At 57.0% G+C, this 19,173-nt stretch carries 20 protein-coding genes and 1 tRNA gene; 10 read left to right on the top strand and 11 right to left on the bottom strand.

The features are described 5' to 3' along the window. Positions 1-7: 7 nt before the first annotated feature. Together RVM24_RS05495 and RVM24_RS05490 are read left to right on the top strand one after the other, a co-directional pair. Positions 8-769, top strand: coding sequence for an ABC transporter permease (locus RVM24_RS05495; RefSeq protein WP_061332900.1), 762 nt, complete (start codon positions 8-10; stop codon positions 767-769). Next, complete coding sequence (locus tag RVM24_RS05490; protein ID WP_431475073.1) at positions 766-1,260, top strand: DUF192 domain-containing protein; 495 nt, start codon at positions 766-768, stop codon at positions 1,258-1,260. The genes RVM24_RS05495 and RVM24_RS05490 overlap by 4 nt, the downstream gene beginning before the upstream one ends. 11 nt (positions 1,261-1,271) lie before the next feature. On the opposite strand, the gene RVM24_RS05485 is transcribed toward RVM24_RS05490, so the two are convergent. Next, a complete protein-coding gene (locus RVM24_RS05485; protein WP_431475072.1) occupies positions 1,272-2,063 on the bottom strand; it encodes an enoyl-CoA hydratase in 792 nt (263 codons plus the stop codon). Positions 2,064-2,200: 137 nt separating this feature from the next. Between RVM24_RS05485 and RVM24_RS05480 the strand changes: the two genes are divergently transcribed. Continuing rightward, positions 2,201-2,383 (top strand): hypothetical protein, encoded by a 183-nt coding sequence (locus RVM24_RS05480; protein WP_431475071.1) that lies wholly within the window; start codon positions 2,201-2,203, stop codon positions 2,381-2,383. A gap of 123 nt (positions 2,384-2,506) precedes the next feature. Here the strand turns inward: RVM24_RS05480 and RVM24_RS05475 are convergent. Both RVM24_RS05475 and RVM24_RS05470 read right to left on the bottom strand, forming a co-directional pair. Further along, positions 2,507-2,593: transfer RNA gene (locus RVM24_RS05475), tRNA-Leu, on the bottom strand. A gap of 110 nt (positions 2,594-2,703) precedes the next feature. Then, positions 2,704-3,324, bottom strand: coding sequence for a class I SAM-dependent methyltransferase (locus RVM24_RS05470; RefSeq protein ID WP_431475070.1), 621 nt, complete (start codon positions 3,322-3,324; stop codon positions 2,704-2,706). Positions 3,325-3,505: 181 nt separating this feature from the next. Between RVM24_RS05470 and RVM24_RS05465 the strand changes: the two genes are divergently transcribed. Genes RVM24_RS05465 through cydC form a run of 4 tightly spaced genes read left to right on the top strand, consistent with a single transcriptional unit; the run spans position 3,506 to position 9,247 of the window. Beyond that, entirely contained in the window at positions 3,506-4,948 is a 1,443-nt protein-coding gene (locus RVM24_RS05465; protein ID WP_431475069.1) for a cytochrome ubiquinol oxidase subunit I, read from the top strand. Between the two features lie 2 nt (positions 4,949-4,950). Next, on the top strand, positions 4,951-5,952 hold the full coding sequence (gene cydB / locus RVM24_RS05460) for a cytochrome d ubiquinol oxidase subunit II (protein ID WP_431475068.1): 1,002 nt from the start codon (positions 4,951-4,953) through the stop codon (positions 5,950-5,952). Beyond that, on the top strand, positions 5,953-7,626 hold the full coding sequence (cydD, locus tag RVM24_RS05455; protein ID WP_431475067.1) for a thiol reductant ABC exporter subunit CydD: 1,674 nt from the start codon (positions 5,953-5,955) through the stop codon (positions 7,624-7,626). Then, complete coding sequence (cydC, locus tag RVM24_RS05450; protein ID WP_431475066.1) at positions 7,601-9,247, top strand: thiol reductant ABC exporter subunit CydC; 1,647 nt, start codon at positions 7,601-7,603, stop codon at positions 9,245-9,247. Before cydD ends, cydC begins: the two co-directional genes overlap by 26 nt. Positions 9,248-9,250: 3 nt before the next feature. On the opposite strand, the gene RVM24_RS05445 is transcribed toward cydC, so the two are convergent. After that, positions 9,251-10,492, bottom strand: a complete 1,242-nt coding sequence (locus RVM24_RS05445; RefSeq protein ID WP_431475065.1) for a saccharopine dehydrogenase family protein — start codon at positions 10,490-10,492, stop codon at positions 9,251-9,253. Positions 10,493-10,728: 236 nt separating this feature from the next. On the opposite strand from RVM24_RS05445, the gene RVM24_RS05440 reads away from it, so the two are divergent. Next, positions 10,729-11,058 (top strand): hypothetical protein, encoded by a 330-nt coding sequence (locus RVM24_RS05440; RefSeq protein ID WP_058089793.1) that lies wholly within the window; start codon positions 10,729-10,731, stop codon positions 11,056-11,058. A gap of 11 nt (positions 11,059-11,069) precedes the next feature. Beyond that, positions 11,070-11,525, top strand: a complete 456-nt coding sequence (locus RVM24_RS05435) for a hypothetical protein (protein ID WP_072677319.1) — start codon at positions 11,070-11,072, stop codon at positions 11,523-11,525. A gap of 30 nt (positions 11,526-11,555) precedes the next feature. Here RVM24_RS05435 and RVM24_RS05430 read toward each other — a convergent pair whose 3' ends face one another. Together RVM24_RS05430 and RVM24_RS05425 are read right to left on the bottom strand one after the other, a co-directional pair. Next, a complete protein-coding gene (locus RVM24_RS05430) occupies positions 11,556-12,497 on the bottom strand; it encodes an electron transfer flavoprotein subunit alpha/FixB family protein (protein WP_431475064.1) in 942 nt (313 codons plus the stop codon). Beyond that, a complete protein-coding gene (locus RVM24_RS05425) occupies positions 12,498-13,247 on the bottom strand; it encodes an electron transfer flavoprotein subunit beta/FixA family protein (protein WP_061332887.1) in 750 nt (249 codons plus the stop codon). Positions 13,248-13,673: 426 nt separating this feature from the next. Between RVM24_RS05425 and RVM24_RS05420 the strand changes: the two genes are divergently transcribed. Beyond that, positions 13,674-15,326, top strand: coding sequence for an electron transfer flavoprotein-ubiquinone oxidoreductase (locus RVM24_RS05420; RefSeq protein ID WP_431475063.1), 1,653 nt, complete (start codon positions 13,674-13,676; stop codon positions 15,324-15,326). A 123-nt stretch (positions 15,327-15,449) separates the two neighbouring features. On the opposite strand, the gene RVM24_RS05415 is transcribed toward RVM24_RS05420, so the two are convergent. From RVM24_RS05415 to RVM24_RS05395, 5 genes are all read right to left on the bottom strand, one after another. After that, positions 15,450-15,911, bottom strand: a complete 462-nt coding sequence (locus tag RVM24_RS05415; protein WP_058089788.1) for an FKBP-type peptidyl-prolyl cis-trans isomerase — start codon at positions 15,909-15,911, stop codon at positions 15,450-15,452. 201 nt (positions 15,912-16,112) lie between these two features. After that, complete coding sequence (locus tag RVM24_RS05410) at positions 16,113-16,679, bottom strand: DUF1285 domain-containing protein (RefSeq protein WP_431475062.1); 567 nt, start codon at positions 16,677-16,679, stop codon at positions 16,113-16,115. A gap of 17 nt (positions 16,680-16,696) precedes the next feature. After that, the gene (locus RVM24_RS05405) at positions 16,697-17,593 is read right to left on the bottom strand and encodes a radical SAM protein (protein WP_431475061.1); all 897 of its coding nucleotides are present in this window, start codon (positions 17,591-17,593) and stop codon (positions 16,697-16,699) included. A 42-nt stretch (positions 17,594-17,635) separates the two neighbouring features. After that, positions 17,636-18,085: a SixA phosphatase family protein gene (locus tag RVM24_RS05400; protein ID WP_431475060.1), complete on the bottom strand. Its 450-nt coding sequence runs from the start codon at positions 18,083-18,085 to the stop codon at positions 17,636-17,638. A 26-nt stretch (positions 18,086-18,111) separates the two neighbouring features. Further along, a complete protein-coding gene (locus RVM24_RS05395) occupies positions 18,112-19,173 on the bottom strand; it encodes an NAD(P)H-dependent glycerol-3-phosphate dehydrogenase (protein ID WP_106695739.1) in 1,062 nt (353 codons plus the stop codon).

Genomic DNA, 19,173 nt, shown 5'->3' with positions numbered 1-19,173 from the left:
GAGCGTAATGAATCTGTACGGTGTAAAAGCAATCTACAAGTTCGAGATGGCGCGCATGAAACGCACCGTCATGCAAAGTGTGCTGTCGCCGGTGATCTCCACCTGCCTGTATTTTGTGGTGTTCGGCTCGGCCATCGGTTCTCGCATGGGCGAGATCGGCGGTATCGACTACGGCGCCTACATCATCCCCGGGCTGGTGATGTTGTCGCTGCTGATGCAAAGCATCTCCAACGCCTCCTTCGGTATCTACATGCCCAAGTTCTCCGGCACTATCTACGAGGTGCTGTCTGCGCCAGTCTCCTATTTCGAGATTGTGCTCGGCTACGTGGGCGCCGCCGCCACCAAGGCTGTCATCCTCGGCCTGATCATCCTGGCCACCGCCCGGCTGTTCGTGGATTACTCGGTTCTGCATCCATTCTGGATGCTCTCGTTCCTGGTACTGACGTCCATTACCTTCAGCCTGTTCGGTTTCATCATCGGCATCTGGGCGGACGGTTTTGAAAAACTGCAAATTGTGCCCATGATGATTGTCACGCCTCTGGTGTTCCTGGGCGGCACCTTCTACTCTATCGACATGCTGCCCGACATCTGGCAAACCATCAGCCTGTTCAACCCGGTGGTGTACCTGATCAGCGGTTTCCGCTGGGCCTTCTATGGCGTGGCAGATGTGCATGTGGCGATCAGCGTGGGCATGACCCTGGTCTTCCTCGCACTATGCATGATTGCCGTGTGGTGGATCTTCAAAACCGGTTACCGGTTGCGCACATGAACACGTGGCGGATTGCCGCTGTCGTCACGCTGGTGGCGGCAGGCTGGGCGCCGGCAGGGTTGGCCGACGCGCCAGAAACACTACCCACGGTTGAGGCCTGCTTTCTCTCAGACAGCCAACACCATACAGTGGTGCTTGAGGTGGCCAGTAAGGACAAGCAACGGCAACGGGGACTGATGAACAGGACCACACTGGCAGAGGATGCCGGCATGTTGTTCACTTACCAGGCTGAACGCTCAGCCAACCATGGGTTCTGGATGCACCAGACCCTGATTCCCCTGGACATCGCGTATCTTGATCAACAGGGCGTTATCGTGAGCATCCGAACCATGACTCCCTGCCCCTCATCCGAAGGCCGGAACTGCCCCACTTATCCCTCAGGGGAACCGTTCTGGAATGCAGTGGAAATGAACGAGGGGTACTTCGCCGCCCGGAACATAACCCCGGGCGACCAACTGCTCTGGCCAGCAGCAGAGGCGTGCCAGCCATAGGCAGGATAGTGTTATCGGTGCTTCCAGTCCGGATCGCGCTTTTCCAGAAAGGCCGAGATCCCTTCCCGGGCATCATCCGTGCAGGCGTTCGCCGCCATCACCTCAGCGGTGTATTCATAGGCTTCCGATAACGGCATTTCCAGTTGTCGATAGAACGCAGATTTGCCAATTTTCAGGGTATGCCCGGACTTACTGGCAATCGTTGCCGCCATTCGGTACACCGTCTCATCCAGAACGTCGGCAGCGACCACCCGGTTGACCAGCCCGATGGCTTCCGCCCTGGGCGCATCGATCATCTCCCCGGTCAGCAGCATTTCCATGGCGTGCTTTCGGGAAACGTTTCGGGACAACGCCACCATTGGCGTGGAACAGAACAAGCCAATATTTACGCCGGGGGTGGCAAACCGGGCCCCCTGCTCGGCCACGGCCAGATCACAGCTGGCAACCAACTGGCAACCGGCCGCCGTGGCTACCCCGGCCACCCTGGCGATCACAGGCTGCGGCAGGTTCACGACCTGCTGCATCACCTTGCTACATTGCTGAAACAGTGCCAGTTGGAATTCGTGGCTGTCGAACTGCGAACGCATCTCCCGAAGATCATGCCCCGCGCAGAATACGTGCCCCTCGGCAGCCAGCACCACCACACGGGTTTCTGAATCCTGTTCGATGGCTGTAAAAACATCTGACAGTGCCTCCAGCATGGCCATCGACAAACTGTTCCGCCGCTCCGGATGGCTCAGCGTTACAGTGGTGATACCGTTCTCAGTGTACTGTCGTACCAGGTTGCCGGCTGCCTGTGTCATTGCTACTCCCTCCATCAAAACCGTTCAGGAAAGTATCACCAAACCGCGCGGCTGTGTCGAACCGACCTTCGGACAATGGTTGTAATTACCGCCTGAGCCCTCAGGGTAATAGAAGGCGAACGCAAACAGGAGAGTCTATGTCTCGCAACGTGCTGATCAAAATAGTACTTCTGGTCCTGATCCTGGGTGGCGCTCTCATGGTCTTGATAAAAGATGACCCAAGAGTGCCCACTGGCGATATCAACCAGATACGCCCGGTAATGCCTGCCCAGGAATCACAGTACCAGGAGCCCGAGGAAAGAGCTGAGCAGGATCAGTGATGAATTGAGTGGCAACTTCCCGCTTTCCTTTTGTTAATCCAAGGAATTTCAAGCCCAGGCACTCCAATTGCTGATGTAGCGGTTTTTTTTGTGTCCGGATTTAAGCAAAGGGAAGACATATAGTGGTGCCCGGAGCCGGAATCGAACCGGCACGGCCTTGCGGCCGAGAGATTTTAAGTCTCTTGTGTCTACCAATTTCACCATCCGGGCATCGGAGGGGAGATTCTTGAAGGGCGGAATTGTATAAGGCCCGATGGCGTAACGCAATTCTGTTCCCGCTCTTGTGACTATCACCGGTTATTTTGTGTCCAGCACGTTTACTAAGGCTTGGTGGCGCGGCCCTTGTAGATGAAGCCTGCTATCTTCGGCGCGTTTGGCATGTACAGGTTTTCCAGTTCCTGAATCTCAAAGCCGGCCTGGCGAATAAGATCTGCGATCTGGCGGTTGAGGTGGCAGCCACCCGCAAGCATTTTCCACCCGGGGGTTATGCGATGCTGCCATTTTCGGATGGTTTCATGGGCTGCCTCCCCGTGCTCCAGGAACAGAAGGTCGCCGCCTGGCTTGAGTACTCGTTTCATCTGCAACAACGCCGCTCGCCAGTCTGGTATAGTGCAGAGAGTGAAGGTCAGCAAAACCGTATCCACGGAGTTATCTTCCAGCGGTATCTTCTCACCGGGCAGGTCCAACCACTCCACGGTAATGTGCGAGCGATTAAGGTTTGGTAATGCTTTGCGCCTCATGCCTTCTGAGGGCTCCAGGCCATAGACCATTTCAACCTGGCTCTCGTCATAAAACTCCAGGTTGATTCCGGAGCCCATACCAACCTCCAGCACTCTGCCGCGGGCCCTCGGTACGATCTGGCTACGCAGTTTCATCACCTGCCCCATGGAACATGCCTTATCGATAATGTGAGGTAACACTCTATCCTCGTAAAAGCTCATGCGGCTCACCATAATTGCTTTTGATCAAAGGGTGCGACAAACTGCCCCATCCATTATTGCTACAATTTGCGTAGCATCGTAATGAACTGCCGGTAATAACAATAGACAAGATGAGCCAAGGCAGCGGCTGAACGGGCGCGCTGACCCGTTTTTTGACTATGTTTGAGTTACCGGAGGTACTATGGAACTCGATCCTCTCATCCTATCGCGAATCCAGTTCGCATTTGTGGTGTCATTTCACGCCATTTTTCCGGTGTTTTCCATCGGTCTGGCGTCTTTCATTGCTGTCCTTGAAGGCTTGGCGTTCAAAACCGGCAATCCGCTGTGGGAAAAACTGTCCGCCTTCTGGACCAAGGTGTTTGCCGTGGCATTCGGGATGGGAGTGGTATCCGGCATCGTGATGTCGTTTCAGTTCGGTACCAATTGGAGCAACTTCTCCCAGGCCTCAGCCAACTTCCTTGGCCCCATGCTCAGCTATGAGGTAATCACGGCATTTTTCCTGGAGGCCGCATTTCTGGGTGTGCTGCTTTTTGGTCGTCACAAGGTACCGGCGGGCGTCCACCTGTTCGCAGCCATTATGGTGGCGGTTGGCACCTTCATCTCGTCATTCTGGATACTGTCTGCAAACAGCTGGATGCACACACCCGCAGGTGTGGAATTGAGAGAAGGCGTATTCCATGTCACCTCCTGGTCTCAGGCGATATTCAACCCCTCCTTCCCCTACAGGTTCGCCCATATGGTAATGGCGTCGTTCCTGACCGGGGGATTTGTAGTGGCTGGCGTCAGCGCCTGGTACCTGCTTCGTGGGCGAGAGGTGGAAGCAAACCGCAAGGCCTTGTCTATGTGCCTGTGGATGTTGTTGTTCCTGGCCCCGACCCAGGCGGTGATTGGTGATCTTCATGGTTTGAATACCATGGAGCATCAACCGGTCAAAGTCGCAGCCATGGAAGGTAATTGGGAAACCTCCCGTAACGTGCCATTGCTGCTGTTCGCCATTCCCGACCAGGAAAACCAGACCAACCGGTTCGAGATTGGTATACCTAACCTGGCCAGCTTTATCCTGACCCACGAGTGGGATGGTGAGGTGCCTGGCCTGAACGAGGTTGCGGTAGAAGAGCAGCCGCCAGTGGGTGTCGTGTTCTGGTCTTTCCGGGTGATGGTTGGCCTGGGACTGTTGATGATTGCCTTTGCCCTCGCTGGTCTGTTGCTCAGACGCAATGGCGCCTATTACCAGAAGCGCTGGTTCCTTCAGGGTTTGCGGTTCATGAGTATCACCCCGTTTATTGCGGTGATTGCAGGATGGTTCGTGACTGAGATTGGCCGTTCACCCTGGTTGGTGTATGGCATGATGAACCAGGCCGAGGCGCTGACACCGTCGCTTACCGGGGGCATGGCTCTGTTCACCCTGATTGGCTACGTCGTGGTGTATGGACTTGTCTTCAGCGCCGGCGTCTACTATCTGCTACGGGTGCTCTATGTGGGCCTCGAAGACGAGGACGAAGGCGAGCACGAATCTGACCGCCCTGCACGGCCCCTGTCTGCCGCCCATGTGCCGTTTGAAATTGAATCCGGCTCAGGTGTCGTTAGCCATGCCCGGCCGGCCGCTGATAAAGGAGGTCTTTGATCATGGAATTGTTCAATCTGTCTTTGATCTGGGCATTCATTATTGGCTTCGGCGTGATCATGTATGTGTTGATGGATGGTTTCGATCTGGGTGTGGGCATCCTGTTCCCCTTCGCCCCAACGGAGACCGACCGAGACACCATGATGAATACCGTGGCTCCGGTATGGGATGGCAACGAAACCTGGCTGGTGCTTGGTGGCGCCGGCTTGTTAGCAGCCTTCCCGCTGGTATATTCCGTCATCCTGCCTGCGCTCTATATTGGCGTATTTCTGATGCTTGCCGGATTGATTTTCCGGGGTGTAGCCTTCGAGTTTCGGTTTAAGGCCAGGACCTCCCGCTACCTCTGGAACTGGGCCTTTGCCGGCGGCTCCACCATCGCTGCGTTCGCACAGGGTGCTGTAGTTGGCGCCTATATCCAGGGCTTTGAAACCACTAACGGCGCCTATTCTGGTGGCGCGCTGGACTGGCTGACACCCTTTACGGTGTTGACCGGTCTTGGCCTGCTTGCCGGCTATGCCTTGCTGGGCTCCACCTGGCTTATCATGAAGACGGAAGGCCGGTTGCAGGAGTGGGCATACCGCATCACCAGGCCGCTGCTGATTACTGTATTGGTAATCTTCGCCATGATCAGCGTATGGACCCCGTTTGTGGATGACATGGTGCGTGAGCGCTGGTTTGATCACATCACAGTAATCTGGGTTCTGCCGGCACTGACTCTGCTCTGTGCGTTCCAGATCTGGCGCTCGGTTCGCAATCGATTCGAGGGCATGCCCTTTGTGGCGACCATGGGGCTGTTTATCACCACATATCTTGGCCTGATTGTCAGCCGCTGGCCCTATGTGGTCCCCCCGGAGTACACCCTGTGGGATGCTGCCTCCGCCTATGAATCGCAGCTGTTCCTGCTGCTGGGACTGCTATTCGTTATCCCCATCGTGCTGACTTACACCGCCTGGACCTACTGGGTATTCCGCGGCAAGGTCCGTGCTGGTGAGGGGTACCACTGAGTGGCGGAACCGGCTCAGGCTGATATTCGCCAATGGCTTTCCCGGCTCGCCCGTAAAAACCAGCGGTGGATTCGCGCCACGGTCGTAGCCGGAGCACTGGTCGGGCTGGCAACCATCGTTCAGATGGCTCTGCTGGCCTGGCTGGCGCATCAAATCGTCATTGAGGGCCAGAATGCGCCTACTCTCGCACCCTGGTTCGTCGCCCTGGTGGCCACACTGCTGGTTCGCACCCTGGGCCAGGGTTTCCAGACACAATTTGCGGCGCGCTGCAGCGAACAGGTGCGGCGCGATGCCCGACGACAGATTCACCGCCACTGGCGGGATGCCGGCCCGGTAGCGCTCGCCGACAGCTCCGCCGGCACCCTGGCCCGGGAATGGCTGGACCATGTGGAAGCATTACATGGCTATTTCGCCCGCTTCCTGCCGCAAATGTCGTTGTCGGTGATTGTGCCACTGGCCATTCTGATTCTGGTGTTCTGGCTGGACTGGCTTGCGGGTATTTTTCTCCTGCTTTCCGCCCCCCTGATCCCAGTCTTCATGGCACTGGTGGGGATGGGGGCTGAAAAGGTTAACCAGCAGCATTTCGAGACCATCAGTCGATTATCAGGCCAGTTTCTGGACAAGGTCCGCGGCCTTACAACCCTGCAATTGTTTCGTCAGACAGAAGATGCTTCCCGTACCCTCCACCAACGCTCTGAGCAATACCGCAAGATCACCATGAAAACCCTCAAGGTGGCCTTTCTATCTTCCGCTATACTGGAGTTTTTTGCCTCCGTCGCTATTGCCGTTATTGCCATCTACATTGGTTTTGGTTTGCTGGGCTACATCACTTACGGCCCCAGCGCGGACCTCACACTCTTTTCCGGTTTGTTGATTCTGTTGCTGGCGCCGGAGTTCTTCCAGCCGCTGCGAACGCTGTCGCAACACTACCACGACCGGGCCGCCGCTCTTGGCGCCGGCGCTGAAATCCTTGCTCGACTGGCAACCCCCGTTGGCGGGGCGCCTGCATCCGACACGCCCGCATCGTTGCCGGATCATGGCCTTAGCCTGGAAAACGTCACTCTCAGCTACCAGGGCGGCAAGCCGGTACTCGCCAACCTTGACCTGACCATCGAGCGTGGAAAGGCGGTTGCGCTGACCGGGGCCTCCGGAGGCGGAAAGTCCTCTTTGCTACACTTGATGGCGGGGTTTATCCAGCCAGATAGCGGTACCATCAGCGTGTTCGGCCAGGCACCCGGCCAGTGCCCGTTTGGCTGGCTTGGCCAGCGCGGGTTCTGGATACAGGGCTCCTGGGCAGACAACCTCCGCCTGACCAGTCCGGTGGCCTCAGACATTGCCATTGAGAACGCGCTGCGCCTGGTGGGCCTGGGCAGTGTGCTTGAAAGCCGGGACCAGGGTATTCACAGTTTGATTGGGGAAGATGGCCAGGGGTTGTCCGGCGGGCAGGCTCGTAGGCTTAGCCTGGCACGGATTTTCCTGGCGGATTACGACTTGATCCTGCTGGATGAACCCACCGCCGGGCTCGATGCGACAAGCGAGATTCTGGTTCTGGAAGCGCTTCATAAGCTGGCGGAAGCAGGCAAAACGCTGGTTTTCTCAACACACCACCAGGCCCTGCTGGCCCTCGCGGACCAGGTGCTGATTGTCAATGACGGCGAGGTTCGCCATGCATGAGCTCAAGCCCTGGCTGGAGCTGATTCTTCAGCGGCGCGGCCGCCTGGTGGTTGGTGCCCTGTTGTTGCTGGCTACCCTGCTCTCCGGTATCGGGTTATTGGCCTTGTCGGGCTGGTTCCTGACCGAGACCGCACTGGTGGGCCTGCTGCTGGCCGCTGGCACACAAGCCTACATCAACCTGTACGTTCCGGGCGGCGGCATAAGATTTTTCGCGGTGTCCCGCACGGTCTCCCGCTATCTTGAACGGGTATACAACCACAACACGGTACTGAAGTTGCTAACCGATATTCGTGTTGCCCTGTTTAACCGAATGGCCGAAGCCGGCCACCGTGACCGGGGCCAGAAATCTGGCGCCCAGTGGTTATCCAGGCTAACGGCGGATGTGGATGCCCTGGATACCCTGTACCTTCGGGTGATTGCGCCCACGGCCCTGGCCGGGGTCGTCAGCGTGTTGCTGGTGCTTAGCGCCTGGCTGCTGTTCTCGGGTTCATTGGCCCTGATACTTCTGGTAATGATGGCGACGGCTCTCTTGCTTTCCAGCTGGCGAGTGTTCGCCGGTACAAAACAGCTATCAGGCCAGCTAAGTGACCAGCAGGAGAAACTCCGTGGCGATGTTATTGAACACCTGGAAGGCTTTGCCGAACTCACTGCGGCCGGGCGGACGGGCAAGCACTCCGGCCGTTTGATGAGGCAAACGCTGTCAATGTCCAGAACTCAGGCGCGGGTGGATAGCCGTGCCGGATGGCACCAGGCAGCCACACAGTTCATCGTGAATCTGGCCGTTGTGGTGACACTGTGGGTGGGTATTGCCCTGTTTGACCAGGGATCGGTAACCGGTCCCGTGCTGGTTCTGCTGCCCATCGCCCTGATGGGACTGCTGGAGGTCTATGCCATGCTGCCCGATGCCTTCGCCAAGCTCGGCGCCACTCTGTCTGCAGCCCGGCGCCTGAACCAGGAGGTGCAGCCCGCTCCGGGAACCGAGTATTCTTCAGGCTTTGACCAGCAGCCGGCAGAAACCACCGCTAATGCACTGGAAGTGCGGGATCTCTCAGTTGGCCACCCAGGGCTGCCGCCGATTCTGACCCATTTCAGCCTCAAGGTTGGCGCGGGAGAACGCCTCGGTATTGTTGGCGCCTCGGGCTCCGGTAAGTCCACCCTGGCGGATACCTTCGCCGGCGTCATTCCGCCCCGGCAAGGGAAGCTCGCCTCCCTGCCCTGCGCCTATCTCACACAGGCAACGGTGGTGTTCGAAGACACGGTTAAAGCCAACCTGTTATTGGGCAACCCCAATGCTACCGATGGCGAACTCTGGCGTGTTCTGGAACTGGTAGAGCTGGCAGACAGGTTTGCCCGTGAAACGGAAGGTTTATCCACCTGGCTGGGCAGTGCCGGTAACCGACTTTCTGGTGGTGAGGCAAGGCGGCTGGTGCTGGCGAGGGCTCTGTTGAGCACGGCACCTCTGGTGATTCTGGATGAACCGTTTACCGGCGTGGATACAGACACCAGGGAGCGCATCGCTCCCCAGGTCAATCGATGGCTGGAAGATCGGGCGGTAATCTGCCTGGGGCATGGACCGGAGGCGCTATTGCCTTCCTCCGGCCATACCCTGCACCTGAACTGACCCTCAGCGGGTTTCCAGCACGTCGAAGGTCAGGCCCGCTTTGCTGGTCAGTCGCTCCAGCAGTTTGCCATCCAGCATGGAAGCCGGCGTCCAGAAACCGCCCTGGTCATCGTCTGACAAATCAAACGCCAGGCACAGGCCTGCCTCGCCCAGCATTTTGGCCGTGGAACCATAACCCGGATCCCGGTCGCCCGTGACTTTGGTGATGATGGTCTTGCCGTCTGTGGTACGCCCCACAAAACGCAGATCATAGAAGCCGTTCTCCTGGTCTTCCGGGCTTGGGCCCTCACCGGGCTTGGGTACCAGCTTCTCAACCACCCAACGGGTTGGCTTGATGGCGGAAGCGGTAAAGAATGCGCCAAGTGCGGCGGTGATGCCGTAAGCGGTCAGGCGGCCTTTGGCGCCCTTTCCGGTCATCATGGCTTCGTCGTAGGTGAATTCCTGACCGTAACGCGCATTCTGAAGCGCGTTTGAACGGTGAACCACGCGGGTGTTGATGGCACCCATTACAAACGGCGCCAGCCACACGTCAAAGTCTTTGTCGTACTCTGCGGTTTTCAGGCTGGGCTGGCGTACCTTGGAGCGGTGGCCCTCCGGGCAGATCGAGAAGGGATTGGCCAGCTCCTTACGCAGTTTCGGATCGGCGCCGGCTTCTTTGGCCACGTTAATCATGGATGCCACGGTGCCACCGGACAAGCCGCCCTTGGCGACCTTCACCCGCATGCGCACATCCTGGCAGGTTTTGCCGAAGGCTTTCTCAGCCTGCTGCTGCAGGAACCAGACGCCCATATCAGACGGGATTGAGTCGAAACCGCAGCAATGAACAATTCGTGCACCGGTTTTCTTGGCCTTGGCTTCATAGCCCTCGACCATCCGACGAATCCACTGCACCTCGCCGGTCAGGTCGCAATAATCGGTGCCAGTGTCCACGCAGGCCTTGATCAGCGGTTCGCCATACAACGCGTATGGGCCAACGCTGGAGATCACCACGCGGGTCTGTCGGCACATGCCCGCCAGTGCGGCATCGTCGGCCGCGTCTGCCACCAGAACCGGCAAGTCCGCAGCCTGAGCACCCAGTTCGGCTTTAAGGGCATTCAGCTTGCCCTCTGAACGGCCAGCGATCGCCCACTTCACCTTGCCAGACGCGCCATAGTTCTCTACCAGGTATCGGGTCAGAATCTGGCCCACAAAGCTGGTGGCACCAAATACCACCAGATCATAGTCTGCCTGCTTGGAATTCGTCATTACATGTCCTTTTTGGTTTGCGTATACGAATATCTCGGATCGGTCAGGGTTGGCGAGACGCTTTTGCTGCCATCAACACCATAAATACGGCCACTCCCAGCCCCCATGATGGTAACAGGTTTAAAACCGGCACGATTTTCCCGGATACACCATGACAGGCGTCCGGCCGGCCAATCGTTTGTCATACAGCTTGTTGCACACTGTGGCGCATAATGACACAAGTGTGGAGGCATCCCTTGATCATCTTTTTGACCATCACAAGCCTGATATTGCTGGCCATCAGCGGTTTACTGCTTTGGCAACTGCTTGAACAGCGCAAAATGATCAATAACATGCTGGAAAACGAGGATATCAGTGATATCCATCGCGAACCGGAGCTGGTGCTTACGTTGAGGGTGCTGGATCCGATTGCCCTGGCAAAGCGCGAATCCCGAACCGGCCGGGCTCTGGCAGACAAACTGCCGGTTATGACTCGAAAAATGGTCTATCAGGAAGTCATGAAAGAACTGGAAAGCGAGCTGTTTGAGCGGGATATTGACGTTGAAATGCACATTGAGTATCGCTGAGGAGCACGGCTATGGTCTCTCAGGTTCTGATCATCATTTGCCTCGCCGGCACTGCAACGCTTCTTTTTTCAGGGTTCCGTCTGTCGAACCAAACCCGAAAACGGTTACTGATTCTCAATGCCCATCGAATTGCGGCCCGTAGCGCCATCCAGAAGAGCAGGATGGACCTGGCGGAAGTGCGCAACCGGGCCCGACTTCTCGAAGATACTGTCTCGGGCGGCGCTTCTGCGGTTGAGAAGGTTCATAAGGCGATAGCCAACACCACCTTCGGTCTGATCGACATGTTCTCCAAGGATGAGGAGTTCAAAGACAGCACCCGCAAAGCCCGGCAAACCCATCACCAGAAAAGTGAGCAGGTTTATCAGGCGGTGAGAACCACCAATCGCGCCCTGCACATCCTCGCAGACACACTGATTATCAGCAAAGCGGAAAAGCGCATTGCGTCAAAACCAAAAAAGGCGCCCTGAGGCGCCTTTTTTGATCGAACTATCAGAAAGTTACAGTACTTTCTTCAGCTCTTCTTCCAACTGCGGTACGGCTTCGAACAGATCCGCAACCAGGCCGTAGTCGGCTACCTGGAAGATCGGTGCTTCTTCATCCTTGTTGATCGCAACGATCACCTTGGAATCAGACATACCTGCCAGATGCTGGATGGCCCCGGAGATGCCAACCGCGATGTACAGCTGCGGAGCGACGATCTTACCGGTCTGGCCAACCTGCATGTCGTTGGGTACGAAACCAGCGTCAACCGCGGCACGGGATGCACCAACGGCAGCGCCCAACAGATCAGCAACCTGCTCCAGCATCTTGAAGTTGTCGCCGTTCTGCATGCCACGGCCACCGGAAATAACGATACCGGCAGAAGCCAGGTCCGGACGGTCAGACTGGGCTTTCTCTTCACCAACAAAGGAAGACAGGCCTGCGTCTTTTACTATGTCCAGCTGCTCAATAGAGGCAGAACCACCTTCAGCGGCTACCGGGTCGAACGCGGTCGGACGAACCGTCACAACCTTGATGCTGTCGCTTGCCTTGACGGTCGCGATGGCGTTACCAGCGTAGATCGGACGCACGAAGGTGTCTTCGGATTCAACGCGGATAATGTCAGAAACCTGGGCGACGTCCAGCAGCGCAGCAACACGCGGCATGAAGTCTTTACCAGTGGTGCCGGCAGAGGTCAGGATGTGGCTGTAACCCTTGCCTACCTCAGCAACCAGCTCAGACAGGTTTTCTGCCAGGAAGTGACCGTAAGCGGCGTTGTCGGCAACCAGTACCTTGTTCACGCCTTCGGCCTTGGCAGCGGCTTCAGCGACGGCGCCTACGTTCTCACCGGCAACCAGCACGTCGATGTCACCACCGATGGCCTTGGCAGCCGCTACAACATTCAGGGTAGCCTGCTTGAGGCTGCTGTTGTCGTGTTCAGCAATTACCAGGATGCTCATTTAGATCACCTTCGCTTCGTTCTTCAGTTTGTCCACCAGCTCAGCTACGTCAGCCACCTTGATACCAGCCTGGCGTGCAGCCGGGGCTTCGACCTTCAGGGTGGACAGGCGCGGGGCGATTTCAACACCCAGGTCGGCGGGGCTCACGGCGTCCAGCGGCTTCTTCTTGGCCTTCATGATGTTCGGCAGAGAAGCGTAACGCGGCTCGTTCAGGCGCAGGTCAGTGGTAACAACCGCAGGCAGGTTCAGAGCAACAGTCATCAGACCGCCGTCTACTTCACGGGTTACGTTAACCTTTTCGCCATCAACAACCACTTCGGAAGCGAAAGTGCCCTGGCCCATGCCAGTCAGAGCAGCCAGCATCTGGCCGGTCTGGTTGTTGTCGGAATCGATGGACTGCTTGCCAAGAATAACCAGCTTAGGCTCTTCTTTCTCAACGACAGCCTTCAGCAGCTTGGCCGCTTCGAGGGACTGAACTTCTTCGTCAGTCTCGATGTGGATACCACGGTCAGCACCCAGAGCCAGAGCAGTACGGATTTGCTCCTGAGCAGCTTTCGGTCCAATGGATACAACAACGATTTCACTGGCAACGCCCTTCTCTTTCAGACGAACCGCTTCTTCAACAGCGATTTCGCAGAACGGGTTCATTGCCATCTTGACGTTGGCGAGGTCAACACCGGTGTTGTCCGGCTTGACGCGCACCTTCACGTTGTAGTCGATAACTCGTTTTACAGCGACCAGAACCTTCATAGATTCCTCGTTCTTCTACGATGGGTTTAATGACTCGCAATCCTTAACGGGGAGCCTGCTGGATAGTCCGCAGTAATACTGCAGGCTACTGTCTACAGGGTCAATAGCCCCATTCGACGCATCAGGACTGCCTTCACAGCCAATAGACCGGGTTGACCCGGCCTGGCAATGAGACGATACTAAAAATCGACTCAAAACACACGACATTTCGGTGTATACGTACAATGCCAAAGGTAAACGCAAATTTCAAACAAACGTTTGTTTGATTCCTGAAATGCGTTATCCTTTCGGGACAAAGGGCCCGTATTCAGGGCTCGGGGCTGTCGTCTATAGGCATTTTATCGGTATGATGTCGCCCCTGAATGAATTGAGTTAGGCCTGCGGGCAAACTACACCCACTAAAAAAAGCTGTTTGAGGAGACCAACGTGGAACGCGAATCGATGGAATTTGATGTTCTGATCGTCGGCGGCGGCCCTGCGGGCCTGTCGGCAGCCTGCCGCGTGATGCAACTGGCGCAGGAAGCCGGCGAAGAACTGACCGTTTGTGTGGTTGAAAAAGGTTCTGAGATCGGCGCGCACATCCTCGCCGGCACCGTATTCGAGCCCACGGCCCTGAACGAACTCTTCCCGGACTGGAAAGAGAAAGGCGCCCCCCTGAATACCCCGGTTACCCGGGATGACATTTTCCTGCTGAAGAATCAGGAAAAGGCCACCAAAGTACCCAATGCCTTTGTGCCCAAGAACATGCACAACCACGGCAACTACATCATCAGCCTGGGCAACCTGTGCCGCTGGCTGGCTGAGCAGGCCGAGCAGCTGGGTGTCGAGGTTTACCCGGGCTTTGCCGCAGCTGAAACCATCGTTGAAGATGGTCAGGTAAAAGGCATTATCACCGGTGATATGGGCGTTGCCCGTGACGGTTCCAAGAAAGACGGCTATATGCCGGGTATGGAACTGCGCGCCAAGTACACCCTGTTTACCGAAGGTTGTCGCGGTCACCTGGGCAAGCAGCTGATCAAGGATTACAAGCTGGACGAAGGCAAGGATCCGCAGCACTACGGCATTGGTATCAAAGAGCTGTGGGACATCGACCCGGCCAAACACGAGCCAGGCCTGGTTGTTCACACCACCGGCTGGCCGCTGAATGAATCCGGCTCTACCGGCGGCTCTTTCCTGTATCACCTGGAAAACGGCCAGGTTTATGTTGGTCTGATCACCGATCTTTCCTACAGCAACCCGCACCTGAGCCCGTTCGAGGAGTTCCAGCGTCTCAAGTACCATCCGGAGATCAAGAAATACCTGGAAGGCGGCAAGCGCGTTGCCTACGGCGCCCGTGCTATCGCCAAGGGTGGCTACAACGCCCTGCCGAAGATGAGCTTCCCGGGCGGTCTGTTGCTGGGTTGTGATGCCGGCACCCTGAACAGTTCCAAGATCAAAGGCTCCCACACCGCCATGAAATCTGGCCTGCTGGGCGCGGAAGCTGTATTCGAAGCTCTCAAGGAAGGCAAGTCCGGTGAGGAAATCACCAGCTTCCAGAAGCGTTTCGAAGACAGCTGGCTGTACAAGGAGCTTTACGCCGAGCGTAACTTTGGCCCGGCCATGCACAAGTTCGGCAACATTGTGGGCGGTGCCATTGCCTTCTTCGAGCAGAACATTCTGCGCGGCAGCCTGCCGATCACCTTCCACGACACGACTCCGGACTACGCCACCCTGAAGCCGGCGTCTGAGTGCAAGAAGATCGACTATCCGAAGCCGGATAACAAGCTGACGTTTGACCGCCTGTCCTCGGTGTTCATCTCCAACACCAACCATGAGGAAGATCAGCCGGTTCACCTGAAGCTGACCGATCCGGACATTCCGCTGAAAGAGAACCTGCCGAAGTACGACGAGCCAGCGCAGCGTTACTGCCCGGCTGGCGTATACGAAGTGGTCGAGAAAGACGACGGCAGCGGCAAGAAGTTCCAGATCAATGCCCAGAACTGTGTTCACTGCAAGACCTGTGACATCAAGGATCCTGCCCAGAACATCACCTGGGTAACGCCGGAAGGCGGCGGTGGTCCGAACTACCCGAACATGTGACGGGTGTTCTAGCCAGAAAATACCGGAGCTTGCCTCCGGTATTTTTTTGCCACGAAACCCACGAAAAACATAAAAAAACGGCCCCCGCAGGAGCCGTTTTTTTGATCAACCTTTCGGAAGAGATCAGTGCACGTGGCCGTGCTCCTGCTCTTCGTCAGTTGCTTCGCGAGCTTCTACCACTTCTACGTCGAAGTGCAGAGTCTGGCCCGCCAGCGGGTGGTTGGCATCAATTGTGACGGTTTCGTCGCTGACTTCCACAACACGAACGATCTGGGGACCGCCCGGAGTCTGAGCCTGGAACTGCATGCCCGGCTCGATGGTGTCTACGCCTTCAAAGGCAGAGCGCGGAACCGGCTGAATCAGCTCTTCGTTGACTTCGCCATAGCCTTCGGCGGGAGCAACGGATACTTTCACCTGATCGCCTGCGTTCTTTTCGTTCAGCGCACTTTCCAGTCCACCGATAATGTTTTGTGCACCTTCCAGGTAAGACAGCGGCTCACGGCCTTCTACACGGGAGGAATCGAGTTGCTCTCCCTGGTCGTTAGTGAGCGTGTAATGGATGGTGACAACACGAGGTTGGGCCATGTGATCTCCTTGCGTGTCGCAATGACTGTGTATTTAGATTGTAGGCAATCGAAAGTGTTCGTGAACAGCCATACTGCACAGAGGGACTAACGACCACCGGGCCTCGTTAGAGAGCCAGGCTCGGTAACAAGTATGAAAACACAGTTTAACAAGTGACAGACTGCGTTTTCTACCCTATTTATAGAGGCGAACTTGCGCTTTTCAACCGCCCTGCCCGATTTTCCAGAATTTTCCGTGACTAAGCACACCGTACTGGGTTTCCCCATTGTCGTGCTGTTCTTCCACCAGATCAGCCAGCTCGTAGAATGCCGCCGTCACCAATCGGGCCTCAATACCGTGGCGGACGTAAACCACTGGGCGGGGCTCATCGCTGTTCGGGTACTGGCTAACCGCCAGTGGATGCTCTGGCCCTATTTCAAGAACTTCACCCATGTTGGTGGTTAGTGAGAGCACTTGCCCGGCGCCCTCTCCTTTGCGCGCCAGGGAGTGTGCCAACAAGGGGGCATCTTCTACCTGGATGCGCCATTTCTCGACAGGTGTGACCAGGTAATGGTGCCCGTCGTCTTCCCGGCGCAAAATGGTTGAGAACAATTTAACCGTGGCTTCCCGCTCGATTGGCGCCCCCTGGTAAAGCCACTGGCCGTCGCGGGTGATCACCAGGTCCATGTCGCCGGACAACTCCGGATGCCACTGGTGCAGTGGCGGAAGGCTCTTTGCACTACTGTGTTGCTGTACCGATCGCTCGATATCATCAGGCTTCATGTTCATTGGCGGAAACTCCCAGGTTACAGGCCGCGCATCCATTCGGCACGCAGCGGCGCGGCGCCAGGGTCACGAATAGCAAGGTCAACCTCGCCGAGAAGTCGCTGCTTATCGCGCCCAAGAGTGCCCTTGAGGACCAGGTAATTGGATGCGTGATCACTACGGAATATGGTGCTCTCCAGTTCCAGGTGCTCGAGAAACACCCGAATCTCTTCGAACAGTCCCTGTTGGCTCAGGGGAACGAACTCGTCGCCGAAACCGGCGCGAAAGCGCTCCTCTCCCTGGGGAAAGCTCACCACCAGCGTGGACAGGTAATCGGGCTGAGTCTCGTTGCAAAGAGTGGCCGTGTTGATGGCATGCTGCCGGGAGAGCACCTCGCCCCCCAGACCGTTGAGCACCATCACAGAGCTGGTCAGCCCCGCCTGCTTTATTTTCTCCAGAGCCGACCGGGTAGACTCCCAGGTTTCGCCCTTGTTGATCCGGCGAAGCACTTCGTCATCACCCGATTCCATACCGACGTACAGAATGCCCAAACCGGCTTCCCGCAACTCGACAAGTTCTTCCACGGATTTTTTGGCCAGGTTGCGGGGCAAACAGTAACTCGACACCCTGCGCAGACCAGGGAAAGCCTGCTTCAGGTCGGCCAGAATTTCCAGTAAGCGCCGGGTTGGCAGAACCATGGCGTCGCCATCTGCGAGAAACACCCTTGGTACGGATTCGAAGGCCTCAGCGGCCCGGGCAATATCACGGCGAATATCGTCGGGTTTGCGCGCGCGGAATTTTTTCTGGGGCTGGGTGTACATTTCACAGAAGGTGCACTGGTTCCAGGAGCACCCGTTGGTGACCGGCAGTATCAGCGATTTGGCTTCACTCGGTGGCCGGAACACCGGCTCAACGTATTCGATGGGAAAGCTGTACATGGCGTCTCAGCAACAATTCAGGGAAGTTGGGTATGGGTAAGATCAGGGCAAAAACTGAGCTTTCAAGTCTGCGCAGCCGGGTCCCACCACTGGCATGTCGAGCAACACCGCCTGCGCAGTCATGAACGGTATGCCTTTGCGGTGGCCATCCACCAACAGGGTGGACAGACAGCCAACGAACGGCATGTGAGACACCAGCATCAGCGGCGAGGCCTTGTTCTCCAGCAGCAGATCGAGGCACTTTCCGGGGTCGTCATCCGGGGTGATGACCGGACATTCTTCAACCGGGCAATTGAGCACTTCAGACACTATCGCCGCGGTCTGGCGAGCGCGCGTAAACGGACTGGCCCAGATTCGCTCCGGCCGCCAGGGAGATTTGGCGATCTGTGCAGCCACAGAGGCGACTCCGGCCCGGCCGGCTTCCGTCAGCTCCCGTTCCTGGTCCAGGGTGTGCCAGCCGGCCTCACCATGGCGCATGATGATCAGATGCAAGGTAATCCTCCCTGCCCGGCGCGGGCTTACTGACTGATGGTTCGGGGCAGAATAAACTCAACGTCGGAATTCTGGACAGCCATCATCAGGCTGTTGATTACCGCGTTGATGGACGCGCCTTCGTACAGGATTTCATAGAGCCCCCTCACCAGAGGCATATAAATACCAATGGCCTCTGATTTCTCCCGGACCAGCTTCAGGGTATAGATACCCTCAGCTACCTGCCCCAGCTCCTGTGCGGCTTCGTCAAGCTTCTTGCCTTTACCGACCGCATACCCCACCCGGAAGTTCCGGCTTTTGTTGGAGGTACAAGTGGCAATGAGATCACCAACGCCAGCCAATCCCATGAAGGTCATCGGGTTGGCGCCCAGGCTGACCGCAAAACGGCTCATTTCCGCCAGGCCACGGGTAATCAGCATCGCCTTTGCGTTCTCACCCATTTCCAGGGCGTTGGCCAGGCCGGCTACGATCGCGTAAATATTCTTCAGTGCTCCGGCCAGCTCCACCCCGTACACGTCGACGTTTGCGTAAACCCGGAAGTACTCGCAACCAAGCAGCTCCTGAATGGCCCGACGCACATCCGGATCTTTGGCGGCAATCACGGTGGCCGTCAGCTCCCGGTTAACAATCTCGCCTGCCAGGTTGGGGCCACTGAGTACGCCGGTGCGGCAACGGGGAATTTCTTCCTGAAGAATCTCGCTCATCAGCTTGAAGCCGTGTTCTTCGATGCCCTTGGTCAGGCTGACAACAATCTGGCCGTCCCGGAATACCTGGCTGTTTTCCCGGATAACGGCACGAAATGCCTTGGACGGAATGGCGACCAGCACCACCTCCGCTTTGCGAACGGCATCTGCGAGATCAGTCGTGGGCTGGATATCGCCCTCCAGGGTGATACCTGGCATATAGCGTTTATTAATACGGTTCTGACGAATATCTTCGGCCTGCTCTTCATCACGCATCCAGAAGTGGACCGTGTGGCCATTCTCGCCAAGTACCTTGGCCATGGCAGTGCCGAAACTGCCGCCACCCAGAACGGCGACGTCACGAGGGCCCGCGCCAGCGGTGCGGTAGGTTGCGTTTTCAGACAT

Origin of the sequence: Marinobacter sp. KM021, from assembly GCF_050707965.1 — a bacterium.
Taxonomy (GTDB): domain Bacteria; phylum Pseudomonadota; class Gammaproteobacteria; order Pseudomonadales; family Oleiphilaceae; genus Marinobacter; species Marinobacter shengliensis.
The sequence above is the reverse complement of the archived record's forward strand: the minus strand, read 5'-3'. Positions and strand labels throughout refer to the sequence as shown.

Excerpts from the sequence above, each read along its gene's own strand:
- RVM24_RS05495 (WP_061332900.1), top strand. The coding sequence starts at position 8 with ATGAATCTGTACGGTGTAAAAGCAATCTACAAGTTCGAGATGGCGCGC.
- RVM24_RS05490 (WP_431475073.1), top strand. The coding sequence starts at position 766 with ATGAACACGTGGCGGATTGCCGCTGTCGTCACGCTGGTGGCGGCAGGC.
- RVM24_RS05485 (WP_431475072.1), bottom strand. The coding sequence starts at position 2,063 with ATGACACAGGCAGCCGGCAACCTGGTACGACAGTACACTGAGAACGGT.
- RVM24_RS05480 (WP_431475071.1), top strand. The coding sequence starts at position 2,201 with ATGTCTCGCAACGTGCTGATCAAAATAGTACTTCTGGTCCTGATCCTG.
- RVM24_RS05470 (WP_431475070.1), bottom strand. The coding sequence starts at position 3,324 with ATGAGCTTTTACGAGGATAGAGTGTTACCTCACATTATCGATAAGGCA.
- RVM24_RS05465 (WP_431475069.1), top strand. The coding sequence starts at position 3,506 with ATGGAACTCGATCCTCTCATCCTATCGCGAATCCAGTTCGCATTTGTG.
- cydB (WP_431475068.1), top strand. The coding sequence starts at position 4,951 with ATGGAATTGTTCAATCTGTCTTTGATCTGGGCATTCATTATTGGCTTC.
- cydC (WP_431475066.1), top strand. The coding sequence starts at position 7,601 with ATGACGGCGAGGTTCGCCATGCATGAGCTCAAGCCCTGGCTGGAGCTG.
- RVM24_RS05445 (WP_431475065.1), bottom strand. The coding sequence starts at position 10,492 with ATGACGAATTCCAAGCAGGCAGACTATGATCTGGTGGTATTTGGTGCC.
- RVM24_RS05435 (WP_072677319.1), top strand. The coding sequence starts at position 11,070 with ATGGTCTCTCAGGTTCTGATCATCATTTGCCTCGCCGGCACTGCAACG.
- RVM24_RS05430 (WP_431475064.1), bottom strand. The coding sequence starts at position 12,497 with ATGAGCATCCTGGTAATTGCTGAACACGACAACAGCAGCCTCAAGCAG.
- RVM24_RS05425 (WP_061332887.1), bottom strand. The coding sequence starts at position 13,247 with ATGAAGGTTCTGGTCGCTGTAAAACGAGTTATCGACTACAACGTGAAG.
- RVM24_RS05415 (WP_058089788.1), bottom strand. The coding sequence starts at position 15,911 with ATGGCCCAACCTCGTGTTGTCACCATCCATTACACGCTCACTAACGAC.
- RVM24_RS05410 (WP_431475062.1), bottom strand. The coding sequence starts at position 16,679 with ATGAACATGAAGCCTGATGATATCGAGCGATCGGTACAGCAACACAGT.
- RVM24_RS05405 (WP_431475061.1), bottom strand. The coding sequence starts at position 17,593 with ATGTACAGCTTTCCCATCGAATACGTTGAGCCGGTGTTCCGGCCACCG.
- RVM24_RS05395 (WP_106695739.1), bottom strand. The coding sequence starts at position 19,173 with ATGTCTGAAAACGCAACCTACCGCACCGCTGGCGCGGGCCCTCGTGAC.